12 protein-coding genes are annotated in these 14847 nt (G+C 52.4%); 3 read left to right on the top strand and 9 right to left on the bottom strand.

Features of this window, described 5'->3' with window-relative positions:
• A partial coding sequence (locus tag VB081_RS08980) for an AEC family transporter (protein ID WP_323400487.1) occupies nucleotides 1–676 on the top strand: 676 nt, incomplete at its 5' end.
• Between the two features lie 66 nt (nucleotides 677–742).
• Nucleotides 743–4459, top strand: coding sequence for a phosphoribosylformylglycinamidine synthase (locus VB081_RS08975; protein WP_323400488.1), 3717 nt, complete (start codon nucleotides 743–745; stop codon nucleotides 4457–4459).
• Between the two features lie 56 nt (nucleotides 4460–4515).
• Here the strand turns inward: VB081_RS08975 and VB081_RS08970 are convergent, their stop codons facing one another.
• The 9 genes from VB081_RS08970 to VB081_RS08930 all read right to left on the bottom strand — a co-directional run bounded on the left by VB081_RS08970 (nucleotide 4516) and on the right by VB081_RS08930 (nucleotide 14280).
• Nucleotides 4516–5343, bottom strand: coding sequence for a helix-turn-helix domain-containing protein (locus VB081_RS08970; protein WP_323400486.1), 828 nt, complete (start codon nucleotides 5341–5343; stop codon nucleotides 4516–4518).
• A gap of 161 nt (nucleotides 5344–5504) precedes the next feature.
• The gene (locus tag VB081_RS08965) at nucleotides 5505–6056 is read right to left on the bottom strand and encodes an HdeD family acid-resistance protein (protein ID WP_323400485.1); all 552 of its coding nucleotides are present in this window, start codon (nucleotides 6054–6056) and stop codon (nucleotides 5505–5507) included.
• Between the two features lie 93 nt (nucleotides 6057–6149).
• Nucleotides 6150–7307 (bottom strand): MFS transporter, encoded by a 1158-nt coding sequence (locus VB081_RS08960; protein ID WP_323400484.1) that lies wholly within the window; start codon nucleotides 7305–7307, stop codon nucleotides 6150–6152.
• Entirely contained in the window at nucleotides 7304–8344 is a 1041-nt protein-coding gene (locus VB081_RS08955) for a glycerol-3-phosphate dehydrogenase (protein WP_323400483.1), read from the bottom strand. The genes VB081_RS08960 and VB081_RS08955 overlap by 4 nt, the downstream gene beginning before the upstream one ends.
• 137 nt (nucleotides 8345–8481) lie before the next feature.
• Nucleotides 8482–8748 (bottom strand): acyl carrier protein, encoded by a 267-nt coding sequence (locus tag VB081_RS08950; protein ID WP_323400482.1) that lies wholly within the window; start codon nucleotides 8746–8748, stop codon nucleotides 8482–8484.
• A 14-nt stretch (nucleotides 8749–8762) separates the two neighbouring features.
• Nucleotides 8763–10418, bottom strand: a complete 1656-nt coding sequence (locus VB081_RS08945) for an AMP-binding protein (protein WP_323400481.1) — start codon at nucleotides 10416–10418, stop codon at nucleotides 8763–8765.
• Between the two features lie 24 nt (nucleotides 10419–10442).
• A complete protein-coding gene (locus VB081_RS08940; RefSeq protein WP_323400480.1) occupies nucleotides 10443–11513 on the bottom strand; it encodes a glycosyltransferase family 4 protein in 1071 nt (356 codons plus the stop codon).
• A gap of 21 nt (nucleotides 11514–11534) precedes the next feature.
• Entirely contained in the window at nucleotides 11535–12767 is a 1233-nt protein-coding gene (locus VB081_RS08935; RefSeq protein WP_323400479.1) for an LL-diaminopimelate aminotransferase, read from the bottom strand.
• Between the two features lie 97 nt (nucleotides 12768–12864).
• Nucleotides 12865–14280 (bottom strand): potassium/proton antiporter, encoded by a 1416-nt coding sequence (locus VB081_RS08930; protein ID WP_323400478.1) that lies wholly within the window; start codon nucleotides 14278–14280, stop codon nucleotides 12865–12867.
• A 175-nt stretch (nucleotides 14281–14455) separates the two neighbouring features.
• On the opposite strand from VB081_RS08930, the gene VB081_RS08925 reads away from it, so the two are divergent.
• A partial coding sequence (locus VB081_RS08925; RefSeq protein ID WP_323400477.1) for an alpha/beta hydrolase occupies nucleotides 14456–14847 on the top strand: 392 nt, incomplete at its 3' end.

Below are 14847 nucleotides of genomic sequence, written 5' to 3'. Positions count from 1 at the left end.
GGCGCTGTTTTCTTTTTCTAATTCTGTCTACATCGGCCTGCCGGTCACGACGGCGATCTTCGGACAGGGATCGCTCGTGTTCGCGCTGTTTTATTACATGGCCAATACCACGTTCATGAACAGCGTAGGTTTCGTGGAGATCGCGCGCGACGGCATGTACATCGCTTGCGAGGCAGCGGGCACGGGAAGCCTGCCCAAGAAATGCTTTACGGGCAAGCAGATCATAAAAAAAATATTCCAGCCGCCCATGATCGCGGTGGCGCTTGGCTTTGTGCTGGTACTGCTGCGTGTGCAGCTGCCCGTATTTTTAGATTCCGCGCTCACCTACATCGGCGATATCACGTCGCCGCTTGCGCTGCTTTTTGTAGGAATGATACTGCACCGCGCGGGTCTTTCCTGCCTGAAAAAGATGGACAGGGGCATCTCGCTCAGCGTCGTAGGACGCTTTGTGGCGGCGCCGCTCATCATGCTGGCGGTTGCCGCGCTTTTCGGCCTGCCGCAGATCCCAACGGAAGTACTGGTCATCCAGATGAGCCTGCCCGCGATGGTCGCAACGGCGATCTTTGCGGAGATATCCGGCGCAGATACGGAATTTGCCACACGCAGCATCGCGGTCACCACACTGCTTTCGTTCCTGACGATTCCGGTCTATATATTATTGTTTACTTATTTATAACCGCAGGCGGTCTATGGTATAATGGAAGCTGATAAAACAAACCAACTTCGAGCGGGGGACGTTGCAATGAGTACAGGCGTAAAAAGATTATTTGTAGAAAAGAAAAAGGGCTTTGATGTGGAAGCGCAGTCGCGCGCCGCAGATTTTAAGCAAAACCTTGGCGTACCGGTCACGCAAGTGCGGATTTTGAACCGCTACGACGTGGAATGTATTGACGATGAGGATTTTGAGGCCGCGATCACAAATGTGTTCAGCGAACCGGCGGTCGATACGGTGACGCGTGAGGATATGCCGGACAAAAAAGGCTATTGTGTGTTTGCTGTGGAATATCTGCCCGGCCAGTACGACCAGCGCGCAGACAGCGCGGCGCAGTGCGTGCAGCTGTTGACGCGCAAGGAACGCCCTAATGTGCGTTTTGCAAAAATTTATTTCATCAAAGGCGTGACGGGAGACCAGCTCCAAACGATCAAAGATTACGTCATCAACCCTGTGGATTCGTGCGAAGCCACGCTCGATAAATACGATACGCTCGAGATGGATCTCACAATCCCCACCGAAGTTGCGGTGATGGACGGGTTCATCAAAATGAACAAAAAACAGATCGAAGAATTTACCGTGCAAAACGGCTTTGCCATGACAAAAGAAGACATGCTGTGCGCGCAGGATTATTTTAAATCGGAAAAACGCGACCCCACGATCACAGAACTCAAGGTGCTCGACACCTACTGGTCGGATCATTGCCGCCATACAACGTTTTCCACCGCGCTTGACAAGGTGGAGTTCGCAAGCGACCCGATCTCAAAAGAAGCGGAGCACGTCTACGAAGACTATCTCGACGCACGCAGGAAAATGTGCAGGGAAAAGGACGTTTGCCTGATGGATCTCGCGACCGCTTACGTGCGCGAGGCAAAGCGTGCCGGCCTGCTGAAGAATTTTGACGATTCGGAAGAAATCAACGCCTGCTCCATCAAGCAGAAGATCGAGACAGACCAAGGCGACAAAGATTACCTGATCATGTTCAAAAACGAGACGCACAACCACCCGACAGAGATCGAGCCGTTCGGCGGCGCGGCAACGTGCCTTGGTGGTGCGATCCGCGACCCGCTTTCAGGGCGGTCGTACGTATATCAGGCAATGCGCGTCACAGGCAGCGCAGACCCGCGCGAAAGCTTGAAGGATACAATGGAATTTAAACTGCCGCAGCGAAAGATCACGAGAGAAGCGGCGCACGGCTATTCCTCTTATGGCAACCAGATCGGTATTGCGACCGGTCTTGTAGAGGAGATTTACCACGAAGGTTATAAAGCAAAACGCTTAGAGATCGGCGGCGTGATCGCTGCCGCTCCGGCAGAGCAGGTCATCCGCCAATGTCCGGTAGAAGGCGATCTGATTGTACTGATCGGCGGGCGCACAGGCCGTGACGGCTGTGGCGGCGCAACAGGGTCGTCCAAGGCGCACGACGAAAAATCGATCGAAAAATGCGGCGCAGAGGTACAAAAGGGCAATCCGCTCACCGAGCGGAAATTGCAGCGCCTGTTCCGCAATATGAAGTTTTCCAAAATGGTCAAGCGCTGCAACGATTTTGGCGCAGGCGGCGTGTGCGTGGCGATCGGCGAGCTGGCGGAAGGGCTTGATATCGATCTTGACGCAGTACCCAAGAAGTACGAAGGTCTCGATGGAACAGAGCTTGCGATCTCCGAATCACAGGAGCGCATGGCCATCGTGATCCGCCCGCAGGACTTAGACTGCGTGCTCGCGCTGGCGGCAGGCGAAAACCTGGAAGCAACACTTGTTGCGCGCGTGACAGACACAGGGCGTATGCGCCTGTTCTGGAACGATAAAAATATCGTGGATATCTCCCGCGAATTTTTGGATACGAACGGCGCGACGCAGCATGCACATGCAAAGGTCATGCAGTTCGATACAAAAAATATGTTTGGTGAGAAAACAGAAAAAACAGCGAAGGAGACATTGCTTTCCCTGCTTTCCGATCTCAATATATGCTCGCAAAAGGGCCTGCAGGAGATGTTCGATTCCACGATCGGCGCAGGCAGCGTGACCATGCCGCTTGGCGGTGTGCGGCAGCTGTCGCCCGTGCAGGCAATGTGCGCGAAAATACCGTGCGACGGCGCGGACAGCAAAACGGCGACGCTCATGAGCTATGGGCTGGATCCTTATCTGATGGAAAAAAGCCCGTTCGCGGGTTCGGTATACGCAGTCTTGCTGAGCGTGGCAAAGCTCGTTGCGGCAGGCGGCGACAGGAAAGAAGCGTGGCTCACGCTGCAGGAATATTTTGAACGGCTGCATGACGATCCGCAGCGCTGGGGCAAGCCTCTCGGCGCACTGCTGGGCGCGTACCATGCACAGCGCGAACTGGGCATCGCTGCCATTGGCGGCAAGGATTCAATGAGCGGAAGCTTCAAAGATATCGACGTTCCGCCCACGCTGTGTTCGTTCTGTGTGGCGCCGGTCGCGGCAAGAGACGTGATCACGCCGGAGTTCAAGCAGGCGGGTAACAAGCTTTACCTGATGGACATCAAGCGCGACAAAAACGGCCTACCGGATTTTGAAGACGTGAAACGTAAATATGAGAAGCTTCACAAGATGATACAGGACAAGGTGGTCGTCTCGGCGTACGCAATTACGCGCGGCGGTGTGCTTGCGGGCGCTGCAAAATGCGCGTTCGGCAACAACCTCGGCGTGAAGCTGTTCTCACAGAGCTTAGACAGGCTGACTGCCAAAAACTACGGCGCGATCTTGGTGGAATCCCCATGTATCCACGACGAAGATTTTCCGATCAAGGGCGAAATACGCGAAGAGCCGTTCATCGAGGTGATGGACGAAAGCATCCCGCTCAAAGAAGCGCTTGCTGCCTATACGCAGCCGCTTGAATCGGTATTTGCGACAAAGACGCAGGATGGCGGAAGCATAGAAACGCCGCTATATCAGAAAAAGAACATTGTGGTCAGCCGTTACAAAACGGCGATCCCGCGCGTGGTCATCCCGGTGTTTCCGGGCACAAACTGCGAATACGATACGGCAAAGGCCTTTGAGACGGCAGGCGCGATCCCGCGTGTGGTCATCATGCGCAACATGGGCGCGCAGGATGTCGATGAGAGCATTCGCGAGCTGGAGGCGGAGATCGCACACGCACAGATGATCATGCTGCCCGGCGGTTTTTCGGGCGGCGACGAGCCGGACGGAAGCGGCAAGTTCATCGCAACGATGTTTAGGAACCCGCGCATCAAGGAAGCAACACACCAGTTGCTCAAAAACCGCGACGGACTGATCCTCGGCATCTGCAATGGCTTCCAGGCGCTCATCAAGCTTGGCCTTGTGCCCTACGGGGAAATCAGGGACATGGAGGACGATTCGCCCACGCTTACGTACAACAACATCGGCAGGCATGTATCGTGCATGGTCAGGACGCGCATCACCAGCGCAAACTCCCCCTGGCTTTCGTTGTGCGAGCCGGGCGAGGTTCATACCGTGGCGGTGTCACACGGCGAAGGTCGCTTCGTGGCCACAGAAAAAGAAATCAAGACACTTTTGAAAAATGGACAGGTCGCGACGCAGTATGTGGATTTTGAGGGCGTGCCGTCCATGGACATCGAATACAATCCCAATGGCTCAATGTACGCGATCGAAGGGATCACCAGTCCTGACGGCCGCATATTGGGAAAAATGGGACACACGGAACGCGCTGGAAAATATATCGCGAAAAACGTGCCCGGCGAATACGATCAAAAGATATTCGAAAGCGGCGTAAAGTATTTCAGATAGCAGTGTACTAAAAGATAGAACTTAAAAAGCCGAACTCTGGGAAGGGTTTCGGCTTTTTAAGTCTTAGCAGTGTATTTTTGTGCAATCAGCGTATCCATACAGTGCCTGTGTGGTACGCCGCTGCTTTCGCAGTCGTAAACAGTCTCGTCGCACCGGCAGAAGCGCCAGTCCGCATATCTGGAAAAGAGCTCACCCGAACGCCAGAAATATTCTGTATCTTCCATGTCCGGCGCGATCGCGATAAACGGTTTTTTGATAAACACGTTGATGGCGTGGATGCCGTCCGGCGCGGTGTGCTCCTGATAGTCAAGAAGCAATTCCTTGCGGATCTCCGGCGCCATATAGTTGAACACGCCGTTTGTGGAAAAGATCACGTCAAAATCTTGTTCCAACCGAAAATCCTTGAGGTTTGCCGCAAAAAAATCGACATATACCTGGTGCGCATCCGCTAAGCGGTTGGCCTTTTCAAGGCCGGTCTTTGCGATGTCAAATGCACTCACATGATAACCGTTTTTGGCAAAAAACACAGCGTCGCGTCCCTCGCCGCAGCCAACATCCAAAAGGCGAAGCGGCTTTAAGGGCGGCCGTAGCCGCAGAACGTCATAGCACATCGGGTCTGGCGCAATACCCCAATAATACTCGTCAGACTGGTAGTATTCCTCATACATCGTAAACTGCTTTTTGTGGTAACCGAGCAGAAAATCGATGTTGGTATCAAGCGCGTCCGCAAGCGCGGGCAGAAGCGTAAGATCGGGCCGTGCCTGCGCGTTTTCCCATTTGGAAATGGACTGGAACGAAATATTCAACTTATTTGCGAGCGCTTCCTGCGTGAGCCCCTTTTGCTTGCGGAGCCGCGCAATGTTGGTCGCTATGCAAGATTCCATTCATACTCCTTTGTCTTACACTCTTGTTATACCATGCCCCGTCATAAGGCACAATAACCGGATCAGCGAAAAAAGATGAAAAACTCAACCGTTGGTTGAATAGAATGTGGTAAAAAAACCGGAAAGGCTGCAAAAGCCCTGCCGGTTTTTTAAGTAACGGTTTAGATGTTCTTTTTCGCGGTTGCCACAACGATCCACTCCACGATGCTGATGATACCGTAAATGAGCAAGCAGACGCCAAGCAAAATACCCACAACGTTTGTGGTCGCGATGCCGATCAGGATGATGATACCAAGCACGAGCGCCGCGATACCGGTAATGGTCGGGACGCGCCACGAGGAAGACCCAGCATGCTTTAAGCTCGATGCGTCCGTAAGGCTCATGATCCCCGTTACGATCGCCCAGATGCCGATGATGATGGGGAGCAGCACATTGGCGACGCCGTCGCGGAAGATGAGCAGCAAAATACCGACGACCAATACGATGATAGGCACAACAAAGCTGGAATCGTCCCCCTTGTTGCGTTTGCTGAGATTCATAAAGATCGAGATAACGCTGTATGCGAGCATAACGACACCGATCAGGATGACGATGCCCACCATTGCCGCTTGCGGCGCTGCGAGTAAAATAATACCGATCACAAGCAGCACGATACTCAATACGAGCCGGATGGTCTCCTTGGATTTCCATGTATTGGAAGTAGTATCTGACATAACCGTTTCCTCCGTTTATTTTTTCATTTGAAAGATTTATTAAAATTATAATACCCCTATTAACAGGAATAAAACAAGAGGAAATTAAAATTTTTACATTTCACCGTATTTTTTGGGGATCAGAACGCCGGACAGAACAGCCGCTGCGACGGTTATGATGCCGACGACCCAGTAAGCAACGTCAAAGGATACAGCCTCGATCACGCCGCCGGCAATGACCGGGCCGACAAAAATACCGATCGCATAAACGGACTGGAATATGCCTGTCGCGGTGGAACGCTGGTGCGGCGCGACAGCCTTGATGGCAAAACCTGCCAGCGCGGAGGTCAGAATGCCATAGCCAATACCGGCCACGACCTGCATCACATAGATGACAGAAAGATTCACATGGTAGAAAAACGGAATGCACGAAACCGCGCACAGCACAAAAGCGACGACTACGACTCTGATACCGCCGATCCTCTGATAAAAGCGACCCCCGACAAAAAGTGAGACGAGGCCGACAGTCAGGAAATAAACAAGCGTCAGGCTGCCAAGCTGTCCGGGGTCTGCGCCAATATTCTCCGCGGCCACAGATGTAAAATAGGTGGGCACGGCAAAGCATTGCAGCTGCGCGAAAATACACAATCCCGAAATGATCATAAGGTCTTTGTTTTTCAAAAGAGAAAGCAGCTCACTGGCGGTAGGCGGCGTGCGCGTCTCGCGCGTTGTCGGCTTTTTTAAGAAGAACATGGAAACAAGGCCTACAAGCGCCGCGATGAGTGCCACATAAAAAGGCGCGCGCAGGCCGAAAAACTGGGCGGTAATGCCTCCAAGAAGCGCGGCCAGAACCTTTCCCATACTGGAAGACGCACTCAATATGCCCTGCGCCTTTACCTGCTTTGCTTCGTCGTTGTATTTGGCATAAGAGGCAGAAATGATCACCCACCACGCAGCAGCCGCCCCCGCCACGCCGCGCGCAAAGACCACTGTTTCAACGGTAGAGGAAAAGATGAACAATACCGCGGAAAGCGTCAGGATCACAAAGCCGATTATGAGCAGTAACTTGTCTTTACCGGTCTTGTCGGACACGATGCCTAGAGGGATGCGCAGCAATATCTGCATCACGCCGTACGCGCCGCCGATCACGCCGAGCATGACCGCCGTAGCGCCGAGCGAGCTCGCAAAGGCAGGCAGTGTCGGCACGTATGAATACATTGCCATCCACAAAAAAGCGGCGGCACAGTTGATCAGGAAAATATTTCTTTTCATAGATATGTTTCCACCTCAAAGCTGCTCCACGGGATATCCACCGCTTTTTTGTGGTTGATGATGTCGTCCACATGCAAAAGCAGGGGAAAGTCTTCGCTGCGCACCTTGCCTCTTTCAATCAGCACGCGAACCGCCCGCGCCGTGCGCGTGGCGATCACGATAGATTCAAGCGTCACGCCCTCAAGCTCAGCCATCGCTTCTTCAAAGCTTAGGCCGCGCCCAAGAAGCGTACCGATGTAGCGCGTGCGCCCGCCGAATATCGTGACGTAAAGGTCGCCTGCGCCATATACGAGGTTGTCGTCGCCTCCGCCCACAAGCGCAAGCAGCTTACGCATCTCGCGGATGCTTTGCCCAAAAAGCGCAGCCTGCGAGTTGTAATGCTGCTTACCGTCCACGCCTTCCGTACGCTGCGAAAGCCCGACGGCAAGCGTCACCGCCAGCGCATACGCGTTCTTCATCGCGACCGCACATTCAACGCCCACGATGTCCGTAGAAAGGCTGACATGGTAATAGTCTGTCTCAAACATAGATTTGATCTTTCGCAGGGTTTCCATATCCCCTCCGCAAAAACATACCTGCGTGGGGTCGTGGTCGGTAAGCTCGTAGCTGGTGCATGGGCCGCCCACCGCGTAAAGCGAAAGCTTGCGGTCAAGCTTTTGCGCATAAAGAAGCGGATAAGGGATCAGGCCGCCATCCTCCGTGTCCTGCATACCCTTGGTCACCATCAATACAGGCAGCGTCTCGGGGATCACGGATAATATTTCTTCCAAAAACCAATCCACACCAAAGCTCGATACGCCGCTCACCAGCAGGTCGGCGTCTTTGAGCGCCTCATCAAGCTGCTCGATCTGAAAATAAGAAAAGCCGTCCGGTATCTTGCGCTTGAGCGTCAAATGTTCGTCCGTTTTGCGCGCATGCTCGATGATGTGCCTGTCAAGCGGCGTGCCTACCAGCCGTATTTCGTTTCCGTTATCGCTTGCGGGAAAAGAAATGGCAGTCCCCATCATACCCGCGCCCACAACCGTAATGATACTCACAATAACATCCCTCCACGCATCTATTTGCCGATCTCTTTTATTTTACTCCCAAACGAGGGGCATTGAAAGCGATTCATTAAAAAAGACCGCATAGCGGTCTTTTTTGCACAGCGGTGCTGTATCGATTGCAAATAAATTCAAAATGCGTTTGCTGCTTCGGGCGCAGCGCCTGTCTTCTTTTCAAGATAGACCAGCACGTCCTGAACAGTATCAAACAAGCGAAGGTCCCTGTCCGGTATCTCGATGTTAAATTCTCGCTCAAAGGAAAGAACAGCGTCCATCAGAGAGAAGGAATCCAGCTCCAAATCCCTGACCAGATGCTTGTCAGGCGTAATATCCTCCGGATCAACAGGCGACGCTGTCGCTAAAAGCTGCTGCACAGCAGCAAGACTTACTGTAGTCATTTTATGTTACCCCCTTATTGTACGGTAAAGCGTTTGATCGATTTTTTGGTCGTTTTTTCGAATTCCTTGTCGCGCACGTTGAAATCCTTCACGTGCTTATAGGTGGGCAGCGTTTTGTTGACGTTCGCGATGTCCTTCTCCAGATTGCGACCGATCTCCTCGGGCGTATGCTCTGCCGTATAGTCCTCGTTTACAAAAATCTCAGCATGCAGCGCGATCTCGCTATGTCCGTCTACCAGAGGGGCGACGACCACGACCTCTTTGATATAGGGAATACGCATCAGATATCCCTCGATCTCCTCAGGATACACATTTTTGCCGTTGGAAAGCACGATCAGGTTTTTCTTGCGTCCGGTGATGAACAAAAATCCATCCTCGTCAACATAGCCGATGTCGCCGGTATTGAACCAGCCGTCCTGTATGACCTCGCGTGTACCTTCTTCGTTCTTATAATATCCAAGCATGACATTGGTGCCCTTGACCCAAATCTCACCGTTGCCGTCCTCGTCCTTATCACGCACATCGATCTTGCAGCAGGCGATGGGCAGCCCGACCGAACCGTCCCTATGGTGCCAATTCGCGTTGACCGAGACAAGCGGGGAACACTCCGTAATGCCATAGCCCTGCAAAAGCAAGATGCCCATCTCGCGGAATGCGCGCGCGAGGTGCTTTGAGAGCGGCGCGCCGCCGCACAAAAGAAGCTTCAAGTTTCCGCCAAACGCATCGTGGATGTTCTTAAAATACACGTCGCGGTTGTCAATACCCTGCGCAAGCTCCGCGTTGCTTTTTTCGATCAATGCAGCCAGAGCGTCTGCCTGACCCGCAGCACGCGCGTTTGCCCAAATTTTTGCGTACATCATTTCCACAAAAAGCGGTACTAAAAAAATCGACTCAGGCTGAAACAGCTGCATATTCTCGAGAAAACGGCGCAAGCTGTCGTTGATACAGATCGTCGTACCATTCTCGATCATCATCGTGATGCCGTGCGTGCTCTCAAACGAGTGATGCACGGGCAGCACAGACATGCACACCTCACCAATATCAAGAAGGCTCAAGCCGCCTTCGGAAGCACATAAGATATTGCTTTGCGAAAGCATAACGCCCTTGCTCTTACCGGTCGTGCCCGACGTATAAAGCAGCGCGGACATCGCGTGGGGGTCGATGGGTAAGGTAGCGTAGCCGTTGTCCTGCGTGTTTTTCACAAGCTCCTGTAAATCGTGCGTACCGGTATCGCCGTTCATGTCGATATAATATTGATCGGTATCAAGACCGCCGCGGATGTTTTGTACGGTATCCGCATATTCGTGGGAATAGATCAGGCAGGCAGCACCGCTGTCCGAAAGGATGTTCGCGATCTCATCGTCCAGCAGCTCTTTGTCGATGGGTACGACAACGCCAAGTCCGCATAAAACGGTATAGTAGGAAAGCAGCCATTCATAGCTTGTCGGCCCAATGATGGCAATATGCTTTCCCGTAAGGCCAAGGGAGACGAGCATGTTTCCCAGCGCGTCTAAGTCCCGCATCAGCCGGCCGTGACCGATACCTTCCACACCGCCTTCTGCCGTGCGCAGACGGAAGATGTCCCGTCCATCGTACGCTTTTTTTGCGTGGTGCAGCAGTTCCCTAAAATCCCGTAAATGCTCGATCTGTTTCAGAGGATACTTTTCCATGCGGTCACTCCTATTGATTCGTTTCTACTGTACGCGCGCGGCAACACTGCGCAGCGCTTCTTCATATTTTACCTTATTCTTCGCAAGGTCAAAAGATTCTTCCATGTCGTTACGCGCAAGCTGCCCCATATGTTCGCGGGCCGCTTTGTCACGCAGCTCAAGCATACATTCACAGCAGCGGTCGGTATTGTTCACCTTCACAAGGTACCCTGTCACGCCGTTTAAGATATACTCGCTCGCGCCGACCGTGTCCGAAGCAATAACGGGTACGCAGCACGCCATAGATTCGATACCTGTCACGCCGAACGCTTCTGTGGCACTCATCTGTATGGTCACGTCCATGCTGTTTATCATGTCGGGCATCTGTGCATTCGGCACATAACCGACAAACTCGATCTTATCAGCGATGCCGGCGCTTTGCGCCTGCTGCTTTAAGCTGCTTTCCATTGTGCCCGTACCGACGATCTTAAGCGTCGCTTCGCCTGCTGCCTTCTGCAGGAATTTTGCAAAAGCCTCGATGACCATATCAACGCCGTTTCCGTATTCAAGCGCCTTTAGGGAGCCAAAGCAGATCGTCCCTTCCTTTTTGCCTACAGCTTTTTTCTGGAACGCGCCAAGGTCTACGCCGAACGGAGCGACAAAATAATTTTTTTCCTTTTTAAACAGCTGCTTTAAGCGCGTCACCATGTTGGGCGCTGCGGCGATGATCGCTTCAGCGTGCTTAAAGCTCTTTGCAACAAGACCTTTTTTCCCAAGGTCTACGCTTGCATAGATGTCCGGCCCGAGAACGGTCAGCACCGTGTGCGGCGCTTTTGCTTTTGCCGCCAGCACGCCGTATGTCGTTGCGCCGATGGCGTTCACCGCGCCGAAATTGCCGGAAGCAAGAATCGTCTTGACCTGTCCTGCATTTTTCTTGAGGCCGCCCTGCGCAGCGGATGCGTCAAGATAGGTGACGGTGATTTTTTCATTCAATTCATTAAAGCTGTCCTTGTCCTCCGGAAGGGAAAGTACGCTCACTTCGTTGCCGTCCGCAAGAACGTTTGCCCATTTGATCGTATGCGGGGAATTTGCCGCCGCTAAGAATGCAATTTTCATGATTTCTACCTCGTTCAAAAATTATTTTAAGTTCGCAAGCCGTTCGATGGCTTTTTCAGTATTTTCCTTCGTGTTGAAAGCAGTCAGGCGGAAATATCCCTCGCCCGCGCTGCCAAATCCGCTGCCCGGCGTGCCGACCACATTTGCCTCACGAAGAAGCTTGTCAAAGAATTCCCAGCTTGTAAGGCCGTCCGGTGTTTTGAGCCATACATAAGGCGAATTGACCCCGCCGTACGAGGTGATGCCGATCTCTGCCAAACCGCTTTTGATGATCGCTGCGTTCGCAAGGTAACCCCTGATCGTATCCTCTACCTGTTTTTTGCCGTCTGCTGTGTAGATCGCCGCCGCGCCGCGTTGTACGATGTACGAAACGCCGTTGAATTTTGTCGTGTGCCTGCGCAGCCACATTGCGTTCAAGTTCACTTTGTCGCCGTTTTCGTCCTCGCCGAAAAGCTCCTTGGGGACGACAGTGTATGCACAGCGCGTACCGGTAAAGCCCGCCGTCTTGGAAAAACTGCGGAATTCGACAGCGCATGTCTTCGCGCCTTCGATCTCGTAAATGCTGTGCGGCACGTCCTTATCTGTAATGAACCGTTCATATGCGCCGTCAAAGAGAATGAGCGCACCCGTTTCGTTTGCCCAGTCGACCCACACCTTAAGCTGTGCCTTAGTGAGCGCCGTACCCGTCGGGTTGTTGGGGGAACAAAGATACATCACGTCCACTTTGCCCTGCGGCAGGGCGGGCACAAAGTTATTGTCCGCCGTGGTCGGGATGTAAGTGATACTGCTGAATTTTGCCGCAGACGTATCAAATTCGCCCGAGCGTCCCGCCATCACGTTGGTATCGACATAAACAGGATAGACCGGATCGGTCACGCCCACACGTGCGTCGGGGGAAAGAAGTTCCTGGAAGTTGCCCGTGTCGCACTTGCTGCCGTCCGAGACAAAGATTTCATCAAGGCCGATTTCCACGCCACGCGCCGCATAGTCGCCCTGGCGGATTGCCGCGCGCAGAAATTCATAACCCTGCTCCGGGCCATAGCCCATAAACGTTTTTGCGTCTGCCATTTCCTGTGTTGCCGCATCGATCGCCTGTAGTACCGCGGGCGACAGAGGACGCGTCACATCGCCGATGCCGAGGCGTATCAGCTCCCGATCAGGGTTCGCTTTGGTATATTCCGCTACACGGTGCGCGATCTCGGAAAACAGATAGCTGCCCTGTAACCGTGCAAAATTCTGATTAACCTTAAACATATAATATGATATCTCCTAAAAATAAATTTCCATACACCTTTAATAATAACGATAACCAGCGCAAAACTCAACCTTTATTTGTGTCCGGGCGTATTTGCTACAGCGGGATTTCGTCGAAGTTTTCACCACTCAGAACAAGGATGTCTCCTGTTTTGAGCACGGTCGAGCCGTTGGGCACGATGTTCCTGCGTTTGCGCTTAACCATCACAACAAGCACACCCTCCGGGATATCCGCTTCGTTGAGCGTTTTTCCGTTCCATGGATTGCGCGCGTCGATGCTCACCTCAATGAGGCGCATCTCCGCCTCGTCCTGATAGTCGGTGAACGTCTTAAAGACAGAGTTGTTTTTCTCCACCAGCTTGAGTTTTTTGGCAAGCAGCGGCGTAAGCGTGCCCTGCAATGCAACGGAGAACAGCGCCACAAAAAAGACGATGTGGAAAATATCGTTATTGATGCCTACGCCAAACGTAATGGCAAAGATGGCAAACACGATAGATGCCGCGCCGCGCATGCCCACCCACGAAACAAACAGCTTTTCTTTGGTGGGAAATTTAAACCAGCTCAGTATGCCGAACACAGCGGCAGGCCGCGCCACAAAGATCAGGAACAGCGAGATAAGCACTGCCGGAATGAGGATCGCCGGGATTTGCGACGGAAAAGAGAGCAGCCCAAGCATGAAAAACAAGATCATCTGCATGATCCACGAAATGCCGTCAAAGAAGTGGACGAGCGTTCGTTTGTGTTTTATTTTGGTATTGCCGAGTACGATGCCCATGATGTATACGCACAAGTATCCGTTGCCGCCAATAAGCTGGCACAGCGCGTAGCCGAGTATGACGACAGCGACGACATAAATGGTATACAGCCCCTCAATTTCAAAGTTGATCCGTTTGAGGATAAAGCTGGAAAGAAACGCGAGCAAAAAACCAAGGCCGAGACCAAATACAAGCTGCATTACGACCATAGGAACGATAGCATTTTCCCCGCCGACAGACATCATCGTAAGTACGGCAATGGTCAGCATATAAGCGATCGGGTCGTTAGAGCCGCTTTCCACCTCGAGCATAGAGGCAAGGCCGCCCTTTAAGTTTAATTTACGCGAACGCAGGATGGAAAACACGGAAGCAGCGTCCGTAGAGGCTACGACCGCGCCGATGAGCATGCCCTCGAGAAGCGTCGTTTTCAGAACGATCCAACTGAACCAGCCCACCAGCACCGCCGTAATGACGACGCCCGCCGTTGCCAGCCAGATAGAAGGCGCGATCACATGTTTTGCGGTTTTCCAGTTGGTGCCGAACCCGCCGTAAAACATGATGAAGATCAGGCAGAAAGCGCTGATCGTTTCCACCAGCGAATAATTGTCAAAATGGATGCCCGCCAGCCCGTCCGAACCGAAAAGCATTCCCAACACCAAAAAAATAAGCAAGGCAGGAATACCAAAACGGTACAAAAGCTTGCTTGAAAAAACACACAAAAGGAGGACGACCGCAGCAAGTATGAGCAATGTAACCATACGCGTCTCCCTTCTTCCTAAAAATAATCTATTATAATATATAATAACAGGAACTACACATTAAAACATATATTTTCTGGAAAAGTGTTTGATATCCAACAAAAAATGGTATTGTTTTATTTACGAAACAATCGTTTTGCACTACAATAAAGGGAAGCAAATGACGGAGAGTGACATGAAAAAGAAACGCACAAAAATTATAATCCTGATTGTTGTCGCGGCGGTCGTTGCCGCGATGCTCATTTACCTGTGCACAGGCAACTATGCCGCCACGCAGGAGGCAAAGCAGGCCATGCAGACGGGTAACGGCGTAACGGTGACGCAGGATACAAAAACGATCACTTTTGCGCCGGAAGCGCAGACGCAGGACGGTTTCATTTTTTATCCGGGTGGCAAGGTAGATGCGGACGCATACGCCATGTTTGCGCGGGACTTAGCAGAGCAGGGCGTGCTATGCGTAATCGTCAAAATGCCGTTTGACCTCGCGGTGTTCAATGTCGGCGGCGCAGCCGGCGTGATCGACAGCTATCCGCAAATCGAAAAATGGGTGGTCGGTGGGCATTCACT

It is taken from the genome of Christensenella sp. (assembly GCF_034927525.1).
Taxonomy (GTDB): domain Bacteria; phylum Bacillota; class Clostridia; order Christensenellales; family Christensenellaceae; genus Christensenella.
Note: the sequence above shows the minus strand (reverse complement) of the source record. Positions and strands in the feature narration are given on the sequence as shown.